The sequence below is a fragment of the Pseudomonas sp. MDT1-17 genome, from assembly GCF_054898105.1.
Map to the genome: position 1 here is coordinate 4,857,280 of NZ_JBUBVM010000001.1, position 17,668 is coordinate 4,874,947.

Annotated in this window: 12 protein-coding genes; 3 read left to right on the forward strand and 9 right to left on the reverse strand. The window is 56.8% G+C overall.

All coding sequences use genetic code 11. The annotated features are described in order from the left end of the window. Nucleotides 1–52: 52 nt before the first annotated feature. On the reverse strand, nt 53–2,512 hold the full coding sequence (locus tag ACYZTX_RS22505; protein ID WP_462035907.1) for an EAL domain-containing protein: 2,460 nt from the start codon (nt 2,510–2,512) through the stop codon (nt 53–55). Between the two features lie 184 nt (nt 2,513–2,696). Between ACYZTX_RS22505 and ACYZTX_RS22510 the strand changes: the two genes are divergently transcribed. After that, complete coding sequence (locus tag ACYZTX_RS22510; RefSeq protein ID WP_462035908.1) at nt 2,697–7,307, forward strand: deaminase domain-containing protein; 4,611 nt, start codon at nt 2,697–2,699, stop codon at nt 7,305–7,307. Between the two features lie 13 nt (nt 7,308–7,320). On the opposite strand, the gene ACYZTX_RS22515 is transcribed toward ACYZTX_RS22510, so the two are convergent. The 5 genes from ACYZTX_RS22515 to ACYZTX_RS22535 all read right to left on the reverse strand — a co-directional run bounded on the left by ACYZTX_RS22515 (nt 7,321) and on the right by ACYZTX_RS22535 (nt 11,653). Next, nucleotides 7,321–9,138 (reverse strand): ABC transporter ATP-binding protein, encoded by a 1,818-nt coding sequence (locus ACYZTX_RS22515; protein ID WP_462035909.1) that lies wholly within the window; start codon nt 9,136–9,138, stop codon nt 7,321–7,323. Next, nucleotides 9,131–9,733: a DsbA family protein gene (locus ACYZTX_RS22520; RefSeq protein ID WP_462037096.1), complete on the reverse strand. Its 603-nt coding sequence runs from the start codon at nt 9,731–9,733 to the stop codon at nt 9,131–9,133. Before ACYZTX_RS22520 ends, ACYZTX_RS22515 begins: the two co-directional genes overlap by 8 nt. A 39-nt stretch (nt 9,734–9,772) precedes the next feature. Further along, nucleotides 9,773–10,714: an oxygen-dependent tRNA uridine(34) hydroxylase TrhO gene (gene trhO, locus ACYZTX_RS22525; RefSeq protein WP_462035910.1), complete on the reverse strand. Its 942-nt coding sequence runs from the start codon at nt 10,712–10,714 to the stop codon at nt 9,773–9,775. Nucleotides 10,715–10,816: 102 nt separating this feature from the next. After that, nucleotides 10,817–11,116: a BolA family protein gene (locus ACYZTX_RS22530; RefSeq protein WP_008151216.1), complete on the reverse strand. Its 300-nt coding sequence runs from the start codon at nt 11,114–11,116 to the stop codon at nt 10,817–10,819. A 12-nt stretch (nt 11,117–11,128) separates the two neighbouring features. Continuing rightward, entirely contained in the window at nt 11,129–11,653 is a 525-nt protein-coding gene (locus tag ACYZTX_RS22535; RefSeq protein ID WP_109633752.1) for a DUF2059 domain-containing protein, read from the reverse strand. A gap of 191 nt (nt 11,654–11,844) precedes the next feature. On the opposite strand from ACYZTX_RS22535, the gene ACYZTX_RS22540 reads away from it, so the two are divergent. Beyond that, nucleotides 11,845–13,239 carry a class II fumarate hydratase gene (locus ACYZTX_RS22540; RefSeq protein ID WP_462035911.1) on the forward strand — a complete coding sequence of 465 codons (1,395 nt, stop codon included), beginning with the start codon at nt 11,845–11,847 and terminating at the stop codon, nt 13,237–13,239. Nucleotides 13,240–13,364: 125 nt separating this feature from the next. Here ACYZTX_RS22540 and ACYZTX_RS22545 read toward each other — a convergent pair whose 3' ends face one another. Further along, nucleotides 13,365–14,324 carry a DMT family transporter gene (locus tag ACYZTX_RS22545; RefSeq protein WP_462035912.1) on the reverse strand — a complete coding sequence of 320 codons (960 nt, stop codon included), beginning with the start codon at nt 14,322–14,324 and terminating at the stop codon, nt 13,365–13,367. 211 nt (nt 14,325–14,535) lie between these two features. Between ACYZTX_RS22545 and ACYZTX_RS22550 the strand changes: the two genes are divergently transcribed. Then, nucleotides 14,536–14,730, forward strand: coding sequence for a DUF6316 family protein (locus ACYZTX_RS22550; RefSeq protein WP_462037097.1), 195 nt, complete (start codon nt 14,536–14,538; stop codon nt 14,728–14,730). 112 nt (nt 14,731–14,842) lie between these two features. Here ACYZTX_RS22550 and ACYZTX_RS22555 read toward each other — a convergent pair whose 3' ends face one another. Together ACYZTX_RS22555 and pap are read right to left on the reverse strand one after the other, a co-directional pair. Then, nucleotides 14,843–16,027, reverse strand: coding sequence for a thiolase family protein (locus tag ACYZTX_RS22555; RefSeq protein ID WP_462035913.1), 1,185 nt, complete (start codon nt 16,025–16,027; stop codon nt 14,843–14,845). Nucleotides 16,028–16,132: 105 nt separating this feature from the next. Then, entirely contained in the window at nt 16,133–17,653 is a 1,521-nt protein-coding gene (gene pap / locus ACYZTX_RS22560) for a polyphosphate:AMP phosphotransferase (protein WP_462035914.1), read from the reverse strand. Between the last annotated feature and the right edge of the window lie 15 nt (nt 17,654–17,668).

The window sequence follows — 17,668 nt, forward strand, 5'->3', positions numbered from 1 at the left end:
CGATCACTGTCGAGCTCCTTTTGATTGTGATTATAAGGACCAGCAAGAGATTTCAACGGAACGTGCCAGGCGCCTTGAATAACAAAGGCTGAGGCCTGGCAGGACGACTTTGTAAACTGTCGCAGGTAAACGGATGCGGGCGTTCTATAACATACCCCTGAGCGTAATCCACCCCGATCTCCAGCAATGCCTGCTCGATCTGGGGTGTTTCAACAAACTCGGCAATCGTACGCTTACCCATTACATGTCCGATGTGATTGATCACTTCGACCATGGCGCGGTTAATCGGGTCGTCCAGCATATCCTTTACGAAACTCCCGTCGATCTTCAGGAAGTCTACAGGTAAATGTTTCAAGTAGGCGAATGAGGACATTCCGGCGCAGAAGTCATCCAGCGAAAAGTGGCAACCTAAACCTTTGAGTTCATTAATAAATCTAATTGCACTTCCAAGATTGGAAATTGCACTGGTTTCAGTGATTTCAAAACAAATCATTTCAGGCGGTATGGAGTAAGCAACAAACTGTTCACGCAGAAAGTCTAGAAACGCGTCATCTCCGATAGTTGTGCCTGACAGATTAATCGCACACATGGCTAACGGCCCTTTGTGCTTTTCGGTAATGCATTGGGCAATGATCTTGAATACGTTCTGCACAACCCAGCGGTCAAGGGACGTCATCAGTCCATAACGTTCGGCAGCCGGAATAAAACTGTCGGGCAGAATCATGCGTCCGGCTTCGTCATGCAGGCGCAATAGAATTTCAATATGTCCGCCACCCTTTTCGACATGCCCCAGGGGTGCAATTTCCTGGGCATACAGACAGAAGCGGTTGTCTTCAAGCGCCATGTGCAAGCGCTGCACCCAAGCCATCTCGCCGAAGCGCAGAGACAATTCCGAATCGTCGGCGTGATAGACCTGAACCCGATTGCGCCCCTTTTCCTTGGCCATGTAGCACGCCATGTCGGCAGCGCGCAGCGAGGCTTCCAGCGTGGTCGGATTCTGGGCGACGTGAACCAGCCCGATGCTCACCGTGGTCACGAAGGGTCGGCCTTTCCAGACGAAGTGCAGGTTCTGTACGGTCTGCCGCAAGACCTCGGCGATTTTCTCAGCGGCTTCCGGGGCGCAGTTCTCCAGCAGGATGCCAAACTCGTCGCCACCCAGCCGGGCCAGGGTATCGCCTTCGCGCAAACCGGACTGCAACAAGGCGCAGATATGTCGCAGTAACTCGTCACCCGCGGCGTGGCCGCAGGTATCGTTGACCAGTTTGAACTGATCCAGATCGAGGAACATCAGCGCATGGCGCCCCGATTGCCGCGTCAGGTTATGCAGCGCTTGTTCCAGCCGATATTCGAACTCGCGGCGGTTGGCGAGCCCGGTCAAGGCGTCATGGGTCGCCTGCCAGGATAAATTGGCAATGTACTGCCGCTCCTGGGTCATGTCGTGCAGTACCAGCACCGTGCCGCTGACCTTGCCAGCGTTGCGGATCGGCGCACCGACCAGGGTGACCGACACCGTGCTGCCATCCAGACGCTGGATCAATTTGGAGTGTTCGCTGCCACCGCTGAGATGTCCGCTCACAATGTGTTCGATCAGCGTAAAGCCATCGGTCTGAGCGTTCTCGTCCAGCAGATTGAACAGCGCCGCCAGCGGCAACCCCGTCGCCTGTTCGGCCTTCCAGTGCGTCAACGCCTCGGCGGCCGGATTCATGTAGGCGATCGCGCCTTCGACATCCGTGGTGATCACGCCATCGCCAATCGATTGAAGGGTGATCTGCGCCCGTTCTTTCTCCAACTGCAAGGCGTCGGCGAACGCATGGCGCTGTTTGAGCAATTTGTGCGTGCGCATCAAGGCCAATGCAATCAAGCCCAGGGCGGTGGCCAGGTTCGTCACCAGCAGCAGCCGCAGGATCATCCGCGAGCCTTCGCCCAAGGCATCACTGAAGGCTTTCGCCGCCGGTGTCACGCCATCGTTGATGGCGAATATCTGGTCTTTCCAGCGCTTGATGTCGGAATCGGTGGCCTGACTGGCAGTGATGCGCTGATGCATTTCCCGCGCAACACTATCAAGACGCACCAGATACGCGTCGCCCACCGTCCAAAGGTCGATGGCTTTTTCGAGGTAACTGAAATGCCGGAAATTGAGGTAGAGCCAGATCAGACTGGAAACATCGTCCGGGTGATTGCCCCCCTTGAGGATCGCCAGTCGCGCTGCCTCGATATTGGGTGGTTGATGGTCTAGCGCCACACGTAATTCGTGACCGCCCTGAGGCACGACAAGAGCGCTCTGGTACTTGAGGAAAATCGTCTCGTCGCGACTGTCGGCGTAAAGGTTGAGGTAATAGATGGCGTCTTTTTGGCCCTTGGACCAGAGACTTTCACCGGCCACATAGCCACGAACCGCCGAAAGAACGTACAGGCTGACGCCGCCCAGGAGAGCCTGAAATAAAACGACGGCGATAAATGGCCAGACGATGCCCAACAACCGTGGCGTTCCGAGAGTCCGCGTTTGATTCATGAGGTCCCTTGTTTTAGCACTGCCAGATCATCATCCAACGTGATCGCTACAGCTAGACTAGGGTGCGTTCTCGGTTCCGGCAAGCAAAGCATCGAACATCAATACCCCCAATACATATGTACCGCATTAATTGCTCTTGAAACTCAAATACTGAGGGTTCACTTTCAAGCGCAGGCTCTTCTTTATGCTGGCCACAAATCCTCTGGCAACAACCTCATACCAACAACATATGGGGCAACTGGCCGAATATGACGCGTTGATAACATCTCTGCGTAACGCCAAGGCCAACACCATTTCTCTACCCGACATCTTTCTTTCCCCCCAACCCCACTCTCCCCTTGCCCAGGAGCATGAAATTGGCCAGACCCACCTGCAAAAACTGCTAGAGAACCCGGATTATCTTGACCTGCTGCGCTCCAAGGCAGCAAGCATCCGCAGCATGTACCTTTCAGTCGCGTTCAGTAACGGCAACGCTGTCTATGAGACGGCTAATATAGACGGCAAAACCATCATCCTGCCCTTGACCGAGCAATCATCATTGCAGAGCCTGGCGGGAAATATCGAGAAAGCTGTCCTGAACATTGGCGGACGAATACGCTCCGACCGTCTGCTTAGTCTTCCTCAGATCCTGTGGTACTACGGCCTGGAGCCGGAGCAGCTGCAAAATGTTGGCACGCTTGACAGTTTGATTCAGCAGCTGGATGAGATGCGGGCGGATTACATCCTCGGTCTGGAAAACGGCATGGATATTGGCGATCTCATCGAGGAGTCCGATCATCGGCCAATACTCGATGCCGTCAGCCTCATCCTTGACGACGATGAAACATCTGTCATTGAAAGTCTGGGGAAGGAAGCGCTAGTTAATGTCGCGGCCGATAAACTGCGCGCAACCCCTGCCATTTTCCTGGATCGGCTGTTAAGCAGTAATAAAGCGCAATGGTTGGCGGAGAAACTGCTCGAACAGTTGAAATGGTACGGCGCACAGCCCGATGAAGAGCCCGATAGCTCCATCAAAAAAAGGTTGGTAGCTGAGGCTATCCGGCGCTGGTACAGCCTCACGGACGACAAACCCGATGACACCATTGCACGCTTTAGACTTGAACAAGCTTCAAACTGGGGCAAGAGCTATCAAACCCTGCGCAGCGAATTTGAACTCTATTTGATTGATTCGGGTCGTGTGACCACGACTCGTGAAGCTATCTTGCTCGCACGCCTGCTTCAGCCGCAGCTACCCACCGAATTTCAGGTTCGTGATATACCGCAAGACCTGCCCTACAGGAGCTCAATCGTATGGGTAAACTTCGTCCACGGTGTGGTGCTCGCAGAGGCCATGGAGCCTGACTCGATCCAGCGCATGAGCTTTCAGCAACTGGTGGACTTTCCGCTTCAGCAGTCTATGCAAGCTAATCAGCAAGAGCTGGAGCTCATCGCATTGTGCAGATTACCTCCAACTCTCGAGTGGGCCATTACCAACGGCATCATTGCTGAGAGAGTCGATTCGAATTACTCCACAGAGGAAAAAGCTCATTCTATTAAAGCACTCGACGAACACACAGACGCCTTGAAAAAAGCGATCATTCAAATGGATGTCAACTATCCAGAAAGATCAACTATCGCCGAGAGGGAAATAAAAAGGTATTTCAAGGATGCCTTGCGCACGGGTCATGATGGAAAACTATACAGCAGATGGGGTGAGAACCAATCCTTCTTCGCATTCATCTCCGACGGACGAAAGTTGATTGAGGACTTCGGAGATGTTGATGGAGGTGGACTTTTACAGACCCCACCGTTAAAGGACAAAATCTACACATTTCAAGATGTTTATATTTCGGGAGGTCTGAGTAAAAACAGAAACTGGTTTATTACAACGACTGACGGAATACGTAAAAGCGAGTACCGAATCAGCATTAACCCAGACCGCACAATAAAAACCGATGCACCCTGGCTTCCGGCAACGCTGACTCAGAAGCCCCTACCCGATATAGAAAAATTATTTGATACGGCATTCAACAGTTACCTTGAACTGAGTAAAAGCGCGTATCAAACACTGTTGAAAAGTCAGCTTACTTCACTCCCCTATGATGATCGTCAAGCCATTGAACTGGGGGAGGTAAAGATCTATACCTTGAGAAAATCCACTAGCGAAATAGAGCTGGAAGACGAGACATCGGAAATGACACTGCCACTCAGGCTTCGAATGGGCTTTATTCTTCAGATCTCTTATAAGGCCAGGATTTCCTATTACGAATGTTTACCACGTTCCGGGATTATTCGAAAGCGTTGGGATTTTTCATCAGCCATGCTCAACGGAAAAATAAAAGCCCAGCAAGTCAAAGGATCATTCCTCGGAAACACTGACGTCATTGCAGTGCGAGGTGAAAAACGTGTTCCATTTGACTGGTCCGCTCATGAGAGCGGTAGTTTCCCGAAAAAAAATGCAACCTGTGACGCAATCATTGATCAACTTGGCTCTACATTTACAGCCCCTTTTCCTAACATCGAGCGCGAGCTGTCTGCGCGCCTGACCGATACGACTTCCCGCGCTACGGAACTTGCCAACTTCATTGCCAGAAACTTCTTCTACTATGACGAAAAACTGCTTCATGCCACAGCCAGGGGCGAAACAGAAATGGAGCGTATCGCTGCACGCCCACATTGGCTGGAGTCAGTCAAAGGGTTCATACCGTTTTGGGGCAGTATCAGTGATCTGCTTTCAGACAATCCGAACAAGGGATGGGCCGTTTTTGGCTTGTTTATAGATGTGGCCTCGTTTGCATTTCCTTTGGGTAAATTCGTATCGGGTTCAATGAAACTGGTCTCCACATCCGTCCGATCAGGTGTACGTGCTGCACTTCCGAAATTTGGAGCACTGTCGCAAAAACTGCTTGTTTCAACCGCACAAAACTTTATTCCGTTTTATGGTGTTCCAACGCTAACCCTGCGGCTCGCACGTGGTGCCCTGTCGGGGATCTATGCAGGCGTTAGATTCACGGCAAGAAAGTCATACAACAGTCTGAAGCCCTTGATCGGTAGATCAGGCAGCTACAGTTTCATCGAGGGTCTACCTCAGGCAAGCAATCCCGGCCGCTGGACCCCACTTTCACATGGGGACCAACTGGCGACCTTGCGCGGAATCGAAGATGTCCCCGTGCGCAACATCGCATCTACAGGCACAGCTCACTATCACCTGATTGATCCGCTATCGTCCAAGCAGTACGGCCCTTCGCTCGCCACCCGTTCGGGCGAATTGTCGTTGGGTCGCTCCCACTACAGCATGCGGGCAAAGAACGACCGTCACGTCATTGTCGAACTTTCTGAAAACAGTCGCATTCGGGAAGTGCTTGAAGTAGACGGCAGAACGACACTCTTCATTGATGACCAACCTTACCGATTGAAGGACGACGTGTTACGCCGTCCAGACCTGACGGGTGCGGATAACAACTACAAGGCAATACCTTGCCGAGTGCGTCGCGCGCCGGGTGCCGACTTGTGTAAAACAAGTTACGTCATTCGCGACCCGGCCCCTACCCCTGAGCTCGGAAGCTTCGTTAATGACAAGGGCTGGGCGCCCTGGTTCGGTGACATTATTTACACCCCTGCCACCGGCAGAGCCGCGATGCAGGTCAATGCCATCCGCGCGCACGCCACCCTCGAAGCCACGATGGAGTTTCAAAAAGGTATCTACGGGCGGGTCTTCGTCAGTGTCCCTGTACGAGGAAAACAGCTCGTCGATAACTTTCAGGTTGGCAGCATCATCGTCGAATCAATGGATGGCTCAAAACACTATGTTTTCATGCGTCTGAACGCAGGGGACTTCTACGTTGCCGAGCGCGGAATCGGACAGAGCGTGCACGACATCCTGACGTTCAAGAAGGCCGATACCCTTCCAGAAGCACTGAAAAACGAGCTACTGCTGGTGTACACCGGCTCGTTGAACGCAAATAACATGGCCAGGATTTACGGGGTCGGTCCTGTTGAGCGCGCCTTGAGAACCATGGACGAAATCGCCATCCCTGTTGGCGGCCATGTGAATCCGCCCGATACGCTCAAATTGCTCAAGGTTGATACCAGCCCTGGGGAAGCAGTGCTGTTCGATCACTCCACAAGAATGATTGTCCGTAGTTCCACCGATGGTGCCGCAACCTGGTCCCTGTCCAAGGCTGCCCCGAACAGCGTGAGAGAAACCACCGCAGAAATCTTCAACCATCTATTTCAGAAAGAGGTCGTAACCCTCAGTTCATCGACTCAGGGCGGCCCCAAGGCCTTAAAGATCGACGACACGATGCGCCAACTGCAACGACTCATAAGCAAGGAAACACATCGCCCCGTTCACAGCCCCAGGAACATTGCTTTCGCCGAGATCAAGACCAAGGGCGGGGTGCATGAGGTGTATGTCAGCGTTTCCGGCAATCAGAATGACACTGGCTTCCTCCCGCTGTTTGCCAAAAACAGGAGTGCTAACGAAGTAAAAGTCGGCAACGCCAGTTACTTCAATATCGATCATGGAATCCGCTTCCCCGAGACGGCACTTGAAGTAAACCCCCAAGGCAAGCTGCAGGCGATCCCCCACACGATCAACGATATTGAAAACTACACACCTGCACTGACGAATCGTCCCACCTCGCTGGACACCGAGAGCAAACTCATCAGCGTTATTCGAGGCAAGTACCCTGATCCCAAGGAGCTGGACTCCATCACCATCGCGACCACCATGGCGCCCTGCGACTCATGCTCGGTTGTCATGAAGCAGTTTGGTTATGACGGCCCTGATGCGCTGGACGTGATCTGGAAATAAATGCTCGCCGTGCTCAGTGCTGCTGCAAATGCCCATAAAGCTTTGCGTACAACCCACCCTCGGCAATCAGTTGCTGGTGATCGCCGTCCTCGGCAATTTGCCCGCCGTCGAACACCAGCACCCGGTCGGCCTGCTTCACCGCGGACAACCGGTGCGCAATGATCAACGTGGTGCGGTTGCTCAGGAACCGCGCCAGCGCCTGGTGCAGATTGTATTCGGTGGCGGCATCCAGCGCTGAGGTAGCCTCATCGAGGATCACCACTTTAGGGTCAGCCAGCACCATCCGCGCAATCGCCAGGCGTTGACGCTGGCCGCCGGACAAGCGCACACCGGAACGTCCGACGATACTGTCCAGGCCGTTGGGCAGCTCTCGAACGGTCTGGTGCAGTTGCGCGATTTCCAGCGCTTGCCAGCAAGCTTCGTCGCTGCGCTCACGGCCCATGGTCAGGTTGGCGCGGACGGTATCGTTGAACAGTGCCGGATGCTGCAGGACCACGGCGACATTTTCCCGAACGGTTTCCAGACCGATTTCCTGCTGGGTCGAACCGCCGAAACGAATGGTCCCGGCGAGCGGCGTGTACAAGCCCAGCAGCAACTGCACCAAGGTACTTTTGCCGCCACCGCTGGCGCCGACAATCGCAACTTTTTCACCGGGGGCAATCGACAGGTTCATCTGGTTCAACACCAGTTCGTCGCCGTAACCGAAACTCAATCCCTGGACTTCGATGCCAACGGTTTCTCGACCATTGAACGGGTCGACGCCGCCCGGGTATTCAGGCTCATCGGCCCGGGCCAGCAGCTCGTTGATCCGCGACAGCGCGCCGCCGGCAGCGTAGTAGGCGTACTGCAGGTTCAGCAGTTGTTCCACCGGACCGATCATGAACCACAGGTAGCTGAACACCGCGAGCATCTGGCCGATGGACAGGTCGGAAAACAGCACGGTGAGCATCGCCGCCGCACGAAAAATATCGATGCCGAACTGGAACAGCAAGCCGCTGGCACGGTTCGAGGCATCGGTTTTCCACTGCGAGTTCACCGCGTAATCGCGTACTTCCCGGGCACGTTGACCCAGACGCCCGAGAAAAAAGCCCTGGCGGTTGCCGGCGCGCACTTCCTGAATGGAATCGAGGGTTTCGGTAAGTGCCTGGGTGAAGCGCGAGGTGCTGTCGTTTTCGAGTTTTTTCAGGTGCTTGACCCGCTTGCCCAACTGCACCGTGGCGTAGATCACCAATGGGTTGAACAGCAGGATCAGCAACGCCAGCTTCCAGTGCATCCACATCAGGATGGACGCGGTGCCGACCAGGGTCAGCATGGCCACGAGGAAACGACTGAGGGTTTCGCCAACGAATTTGTCCAGCGTATCCAGGTCGGTCACCAGGTGGGTGGTGACCGTGCCGCTGCCCAGGCTTTCGTATTCGCCCAGCGAAATGCGCTTGAGCCGTTCGATCAGCCGCACGCGAATGCGGTACACGATGTCTTTTGCCAGCGCCGCGAACAACCGTGCCTGCACAACGTTGAACAGTAAAGCGGCGCAACGCAGTCCCAACGTCACCAGCAGCATCAGGCCGATGTAACCCGCGGCTTTCTGCCAGTTTTCGGGCAGCGCGTGATTCATGATCTTCAGTGCGGCGTCGCCGTGGCCCAGCAGCACTTCGTCGACCAACAACGGCAAGAGCAAGGGGATCGGCACGCTGCACAGGGTTGCCAGCACCGCCACGCCGTTGGCGATCCACAGGGTTTTTTTGTGATGCAGTGCCAGGCGACGGATTTCCCCCCAGCTCAGACGGTCGACACGCGAAGGAGCTGGCACGTCGTCGGGCAGATCATGCACAGGCAGCGCGCTCCAGCCAGCGGTCGAGTAACGGAGACAATACGCTGAGTGGCTGATAGCCATTGGTCAACAGCGCCAATTGACCGTCTCGCTCAGCCAGTAATGTAGGGAAACCGGCAATGCCCAGGTCCTGGACCCAGGTGAAATCGGCAGCCGTCGCGGCGTGCTGATCGGCACGGTCGAACGCAGCGGCGAATTCAATGCGCGGCAGACCGGCCTGCTCCGCCAGCTCCACCAGAACACTGGCGTGCGTGACATCGCGACCTTCGGCGTAGAACGCATGCTGAATCAAACCGAGCAGTTTCCACGCGCAATCCGGCGCCAGGCTGCGCGCAGTCACCAGTGCCCGGCAGGCGGGTTCGGTGTCGTAGACAAACCCGTCGGGCAATGCGCCTTCAAGTTTGAACGGTTGGCCTGTAGCCTCGGTGACCGCCTGCCAATGCTCAAGGATATAGCGTCGGGTCGTCGGCTCCAGCGCCGCGCCGCTGCCGGTGCGCAAACCGCCTACCACCAGATGCACGTCCACACCCGCGGCTTGCGCCTGCTCGACCAGCGCATTGGCGACTGGCGCGAAGCCCCAGCACCAGGAACACATCGGGTCCATCACATAGAGCAGGCGTTGCGCAGACATGATTCAAGCCTCGGAAGGAGTTTGCTTGTAGTTGTAGCCGATCGGATGAGGCAGGTTGCGCGCCTTGGCCAGTTCGATCTGCTTTTGCCGGTCGATGGCACTGCGACGGGTCTTCTCGCTCAGCTTATCCCAGCAATGCGGGCAACTGATGCCGGCCACATAGTGCTCGGACGCGCGGTCCTCGATGCTGACCGGTGTACGACAGGCATGACATTGATCGTAGTCGCCTTCGCTGAGGTCATGACGAACGGTCACGCGGTTATCGAACACGAAGCAGTCGCCCTGCCATTTGGTTTCTTCCTGCGGCACCTCTTCGAGGTACTTCAGAATGCCGCCCTTGAGGTGATAAACCTCGTCGAAGCCTTGGCTGAGCATGTAGCTCGAGGCCTTTTCGCAACGAATGCCGCCGGTGCAGAACATCGCGACTTTCTTGTGCACGGCCGGGTCGAAATGGGCTTTGATGTAGTCGGGGAATTCGCGAAAACTGGTGGTCTTCGGGTCGATGGCGCCTTCAAAGGTGCCGATCGAGACTTCGTAGTCGTTGCGAGTGTCGATCAACAGCACTTCAGGATCGCTGATCAAAGCGTTCCAGTTCTCTGGATCGACGTAGGTGCCGACCTTTTTGTTCGGGTCCACGCCTTCAACGCCAAGGGTGACGATTTCTTTCTTGAGTTTGACTTTGGTGCGATAGAACGGCTGATCGTCGCAGTACGACTCTTTGTGGTCGATGTCGTCCATGCGTGGATCGTTCTTGAGCCAGGCCATCAGCCCGTCGATGCCTTCGCGGCTACCGGACACGGTGCCGTTGATGCCTTCTTCAGCGATCAGCAGCGTGCCTTTGATGCCGTTGTCGACCATCGCTTGCAGCAATGGCTCACGCAGGGCGACGTAATCTTCCAGAGTGACGAACTTATACAGTGCCGCCACGACAATCTGTTGTGTCATGGGTGATTCTCCAGGTGGCTACCCTCGTAAGGGGTGAACCGGATGCGAAAAAAAACGCGCCGGGTGAGCGGCGCGTTGCGGATTCTAGCAAAAAACCAATGCTTAATGCTTGCTACCGCCAGCACAGGTCGGCGAGGCCGGAGCCGCGTCGATCTGTGCCCATTCCTCTGGTGTGTAGGTATGCAGCGCCAACGCATGGAACTCGCCCATCAGCTCGCCGAGCGTGCCGTAGACTTTCTGGTGACGCTTGACCCGGTTGAGCCCTTCGAACTGCTGGCTGACCACCACGGCCTTGAAGTGGGTCTGCAACCCACGGCTGTGCATGTGGCTTTCATCCAGCACTTGCAGATGCTGCGGCTGCAACAGGCCCAGCGTCGATTCGATGCGTTGTTGCATGGTCATACCGAACTCCGCTTAAGGCTTTTTCTTGGCTGGAGCGGCGGCGCCTTTAGGCTCCAGCTCGGCAGTCATGTCAGCCAGCAGTTTGTTGACCACAGGCACCGCGCTTTCCAGCTTGGCTTGAGTCATCTGGGCCGATTGCTGAGTCAGCTGCGGCATTTTTTCCAGGACTTTCTTGCCCAGTGGCGATTTGTAGAACGCGACCAGGTCTTTCAGCTCGGATTCACTGAAGTTGGTGGTGTAGAGCTTGACCATGTCCGGCTTCAGCTTGTTCCAGCCAATGGCTTGGTCCAGCGCGGCGTTGGCTTTGGCCTGGTAAGTTTCCAGCAAGGCTTTTTTCGATTCAGGGGCTTTGGTCTGTTCAAAGCGCTGAGCGAACATTTGCTGTACTTGCATGTACACCGGGGTGCCCAATTTGTCAGCGTGCGCCAGGGTCAGGAAAGCTTCGGCACTGGCGTTGTGGCTGGCGGTATCGGCAAAAACAGGGCCGCTGGCGCAAACCAGTGCAACCGCGGTACAGATGGCACGAAGACGAGTCATCGAGTTTCCTTTTCTAGCAGGCGAGGTAAAACCCCAAGGGCGTCCATTCTGCGCCTAAAAAAGTGTGTCACTCAACCCCAAGCCTTACAGGGCCTGAATTAGAGGGGTTGAACGGTCAAAATCCAGACTGATGGAACCACGGCCGGCGATCAAGGCCTAAACTCGCTATCAGACCTACAGGAGTGTGCATGATGAGCCGTATCGAAACCGACAGCCTTGGCCAGGTGGAAGTCCCGGATGAAGCCTACTGGGGCGCTCAGACGCAACGCTCGCTGATTAACTTCGCCATCGGCAACGAACGTATGCCGCTGGCAGTGCTGCATGCCCTGGCGCTGATCAAGAAAGCCGCGGCGCGCGTCAACGACCGCAACGGTGACCTGCCCGCCGACATCGCCCGGCTGATTGAGCAGGCCGCCGACGAAGTGCTCGACGGCAGCCACGACGACCAGTTCCCGCTGGTGGTCTGGCAGACCGGCAGCGGCACCCAGAGCAACATGAACGTAAACGAAGTGATCGCCGGACGCGCCAATGAACTGGCCGGTAATCCTCGCGGCGGCAAGACGCCGGTCCACCCCAACGATCACGTCAATCGCTCTCAAAGCTCCAACGACTGCTTCCCGACCGCCATGCACATTGCCGCCGCCCAGGCGGTGCAACAGCATTTGCTGCCGGCGATCAGCGAACTGTCGGGCGGATTGGCCGAGTTGTCCGCGCGGCATATGAAACTGGTCAAGACCGGTCGCACCCACATGATGGACGCGACGCCGATTACCTTCGGCCAGGAACTCTCGGCGTTCATCGCGCAACTGGATTACGCCGAGCGGGCGATCCGCAGCGCGCTGCCGGCCGTGTGTGAACTGGCCCAGGGCGGCACCGCGGTCGGCACCGGGCTGAATTCGCCCCACGGTTTTGGCGAAGCCATCGCTGCCGAGCTGGCCGCCCTCTCCGGCCTGCCATTCGTCACCGCACCAAACAAATTCGCCGCCCTGGCTGGCCATGAACCGCTGACGACACTGTCCGGCGCGCTGAAAACCCTCGCCGTGACCCTGATGAAAATCGCCAACGACCTGCGCCTGCTAGGCTCCGGGCCGCGAGCAGGCTTCGCCGAAGTGAAACTGCCCGCCAACGAACCGGGCAGTTCGATCATGCCGGGCAAGGTCAATCCGACTCAGTGCGAAGCGCTATCGATGCTGGCTTGTCAGGTACTGGGCAACGACGTCGTCATTGGTTTTGCAGCGAGTCTGGGCCATTTGCAATTGAACGTGTTCAAACCGGTGATCATCCACAACCTGCTGCAATCGATCCGTCTGCTGGGCGATGGCTGCAGCAACTTCCAGCAGCATTGCATCGCGGGCCTGGAACCGGATGCAGAGAAAATGGCTGAACACCTGGAGCGTGGGTTGATGCTGGTGACGGCGCTGAATCCGCACATTGGTTATGACAAATCGGCGGAGATCGCCAAAAAGGCTTACGCAGAAGGGCTGACCTTGCGTGAGGCGGCGTTGCAACTGGGGTATCTGACGGATGAAGAGTTTGATGCCTGGGTGCGGCCGGAGAATATGTTGGAGGCGGGTGCTAAAGGCTGAGATCTGCGTTGACAGTAAGTCCGCCTTCGCGAGCAAGCCCGCTCCCACATTATTTGACCGAGTTCTCTCAGAGAAATACGGTCAAATGTGGGAGCGGGCTTGCTCGCGAAGAACGATGACGCGGTCTAACTGTCGGCCATCCTCACCCGCCGCGCCTTGAGACCGGCGATGAGCGACGGCCCCAACGCCACCAGCGCCGACCCCAGCACGACCAGCACCGCCCCACCATAACCCAGACCATTGATCTGCTCGGCATGCACATAGTCCGGCCACAACCACGCCGCCACAGCCACCGCGGCGAACGTCACCAACGGCGTAATCGCCAGCGTCGCACTGACCCGCGACGCCTCCCAATGGGCCAGAGCCTCGGCAAACGCACCATAGGCGATCAGGGTGTTCATGCAGCACGCCAGCAGCAGCCAGCCTTGCAGCGGACTCAGTTGCAGCGCTTCCAGCGGATGCACCCACGGCGTCAGCAGCAGCGCACAGAACAGGTAGATCACCATCATCACCTGCAGCGAATTCCACACCGTGAGTAATTGCTTCTGGCCCAAGGCGTAGAAGGTCCAGACCGTGGACGCCAACAGTACCAGCAGCACACCGGCGGTGTAATCGGTCAGCGAGGTGAGCAACTCGGCCAAGCGCTGATTGAAAAACAGCGCAAAGCCGATCAGCAGCACCAGCAGGCCAATCCCCTGCCCCACGCTGAACCGTTCCTTGAACACAAACAGACTGGCGATCAGCAACATGATCGGACCCATCTGCACCACCAGTTGCGCAGTGCCGGGGCTAAGCAGGGTCAGGCCCATCAGGTACAGCACGTAGTTGCCCACCAGGCCGAGCACCGCCATCAACACCAACCAGCCTCCGCGCGGCCCGAGCACTTTGCGGCTCGGCAGGCGCCTGGTCGCCGACAGGTAAATGAACAGGCACCCGCCGGATACGATCAGGCGAAACCAGGTCACTGTCACCGGGTCCATCACCAGCAGCACTTGCTTGAGTTTGATCGGCAGGATTCCCCACAGCAACGCGGTCACCAAGGCCAGGAACAGACCATAAACCCAGCGACCCGATGAAATGTGCATGGCGAACCCCGAAGCCAAGTGGCGAGAAGGGTCATTCTAGGCTTAGCGACGTTTGGCACACAGGGACAGTTGGGTGTTGGCCGCGAATGAAACTGTGCAGGTCGCACCATTAAATTGGCGCTATGCCGTCGATCGGCTGGCCAGGCGTTGCAAGGGGTTCATGCATATGCTCATTGCATTCGCCAATAAGAACGTGCCTCAGGAGATCGCCATGTACGGCAAACGCGCCCAGGACCATGCACCCGCCACGCACTTTCGTTGTGATCGGGTGTGTCGTGTGAATGGGGAGTTGTATTTCAGCACCCGGGAAAACACCCTGGAGGGGCCGTTTGAAAACCCGGAGAAGGCAGCGCGGGAGATTCAGGCTTACATCGAGCGGATGCTGCTTCTGCGTATGAGCCTATAGACCGCGGCGCTGCCTTCGCGAGCAAGCCCGCTCCCACATTGGAATGCATTTCAAATGTGGGAGCGGGCTTGCTCGCGAAAGCGGTAAATCAGGCAACAGAAAACTTGGGGATTTAACGCACCGCCTCAAACAACCCGGTCGCACCCATCCCGCCCCCCACACACATGGTGACGATGCCGTAACGCAGATTTCGCCGTTGCAATTCACGCACAAGGTGCCCGACCTGCCGCGAACCAGTCATGCCGAACGGATGGCCGATGGAAATCGAACCGCCGTTGACGTTGTACTTGTCGTTATCGATCTCCAGCCGATTGCGGCTGTACAGGCACTGGGACGCGAAGGCTTCGTTGAGCTCCCACAGATCAATGTCGGCAATCTGCAAACCCTTGGCCTTGAGCAACTTCGGCACCGAGAACACCGGGCCGATGCCCATTTCATCCGGCTCGCACCCTGCCACGGTGAAACCACGGAAGAACGCCTTCGGCTTCAACCCCAGTTCCAGGGCTTTTTCCAGGCTCATCACCAGCGTCATTGACGCGCCATCGGACAGCTGAGAAGAATTGCCCGCCGTCACCGAACCGTCTTCGGCAAACACCGGTTTCAATCCCGCCAAGCTGTCCAGGGTAGTGCCCGGGCGATTGCAGTCGTCGTGATCGACGATGCCGTCAAGGATCTGCACCTGACCAGTGGCCTTGTCTTCAATGCGATACTTCACCGCCATCGGCACGATTTCATCGTCAAACAATCCAGCGGCCTGAGCCTGAGCGGTACGTTGCTGACTCTGCAGCGCGTACAGGTCCTGTTCTTCGCGGCTGACGTTGTAACGACGGGCGACGATTTCGGCCGTCTGCCCCATCGGGAAATAGATGCCTGGCACCTGCTCTTTAAGCAGTGGATTGATCAGGTTGTCGGTGTTGATGCTTTTCATGGTCAGGCTGATGGACTCGACGCCACCGGCGACGATGATGTCGCTGCAACCCGAAGCGATCTGGTTGGCGGCGATGGCGATCGCCTGCAAGCCCGACGAGCAAAAACGGTTGAGGGTCATGCCGGCAGTGCCGGTGCCCAGGCGCGACAGCACCGCGACGTTGCGACCGATGTTGAAGCCCTGGCCGCCTTCGTTGGAGCCGGCACCGACAATGCAATCCTCGACGCTGGCCGGGTCAATGCCCGTGCGCTCGAGCAGCGCATTGATGCAGTGAGCCGCCATGTCGTCCGGACGGGTCAGGTTGAACTTGCCGCGAAAGGATTTGGCCAGGCCGGTCCGCACGCTGTCGACGATCACCACTTCACGCATGGCATACCTCATTGTTGTTGTCGGTTGAGAGTGGACCGAGCATAAGTCCACTGCATTACCGACCGCGACAATCATTCACCCCGCGTATGCGTAACCATCGGCTCGTTACGAGTTCTTTTTGGCTTTCCTGGCGTGTTTGTCGGACTTTACGAACGCTTCTTCCAGTGCATGGTTGATGGTGCGCAGGACTTTGACCCGCGCCCAGCGCTTGTCATTGGCTTCCACCAGGGTCCAGGGCGAGATCTCGGTGCTGGTACGGTCAACCATGTCACCGACAGCAGCCCTGTAGGCCTCCCACTTATCGCGGTTGCGCCAGTCGTCTTCGGTGATCTTGAAGCGTTTGAAGGGGATCTGTTCGCGCTCTTCGAATCGTTCCAGTTGCGTCTGTTTGTCGATAGCCAACCAGAACTTGACCACGATTACCCCGGCATCGGCGATCTGCTCTTCGAAATCGTTGATCTCACTGTAGGCGCGCAACCAGTCGGCCGAGCTGCAAAAGCCTTCGATGCGCTCCACCAGCACCCGGCCATACCAGGAGCGGTCGAACACAGTGAATTTGCCACGCGCCGGTAAATGTCGCCAGAAGCGCCAGAGATACGGGTGCGCCCGTTCCTCTTCGGTGGGCGCGGCGATCGGCACGATACTGTACTGACGCGGGTCCAGCGCGGCGGCAACCCGGCGAATCGCCCCGCCTTTGCCCGCCGCATCGTTGCCTTCAAACACCGCGATCAAGGCGTGCCGACGCATGCGTTTGTCGCGCATCAGCCCGGAAAACCGCGCCTGTTCGGTGATCAACTGTTCTTCGTAATCGTCCTTGTCCAGGCGCAGGGTCAAGTCGAGGCTGTCGAGCAGGTTTACCTGATCGACGCTAGGGAACACTGGCGCGGCGCTGACTTTTTCCGGGTGAATTTTCGGCCGTTTCAGAGCGCTTTGCAGACCCTCGAGCAAAATTTTTCCCACCACCAGACTCCGATAACGCGGGTCCATCCCGGCGATGACATGCCACGGCGCGTAATCACGGCTGGTACGACGCAACACGCGTTCGCCGTACTTCACGAATTTGTCGTAGGTCTGCGATTGTTGCCAGTCCAGTGGACTGATGCGCCAGCTGTGCAGCGGGTCATCCGCCAGGGCCTTGAGCCGCGCCTTCATTTGTTTCTTGGAAAGATGGAACCAGAACTTGAAGATCAGCGCGCCTTCGTCGCACAGCATCTTCTCCAGCCGCTCGGCTGCGTTGATGCTTTGATCGAGTCTGGGATCATTGAACAAGCCATGAACCCGGCCTTGCAGCATCTGGCTGTACCAGTTGCCAAAGAAAATCCCCATGCGGCCCTTGGCCGGGAGCATCCGCCAGTAGCGCCAGGCCGGTGGCCGTGCCAGCTCTTCGTCGGTCTGTTGATCGAAGGTGCGGACCTCGATCAGGCGTGGGTCCATCCATTCGTTCAGCAACTTGACCGTCTCGCCCTTGCCGGCGCCTTCGATGCCATTAATCAAAACGATCACCGGAAAACGGCGTTGCTGGTGAAGTTCGAACTGCGCTTCAAGCAAGGCTTCACGCAGGGCCGGCACTTCGGCGTCGTAGGTTTCTTTGTCGATGGCGTGACCGATTTCGGCAGATTCGAACATGGATGGCTCCCTTTC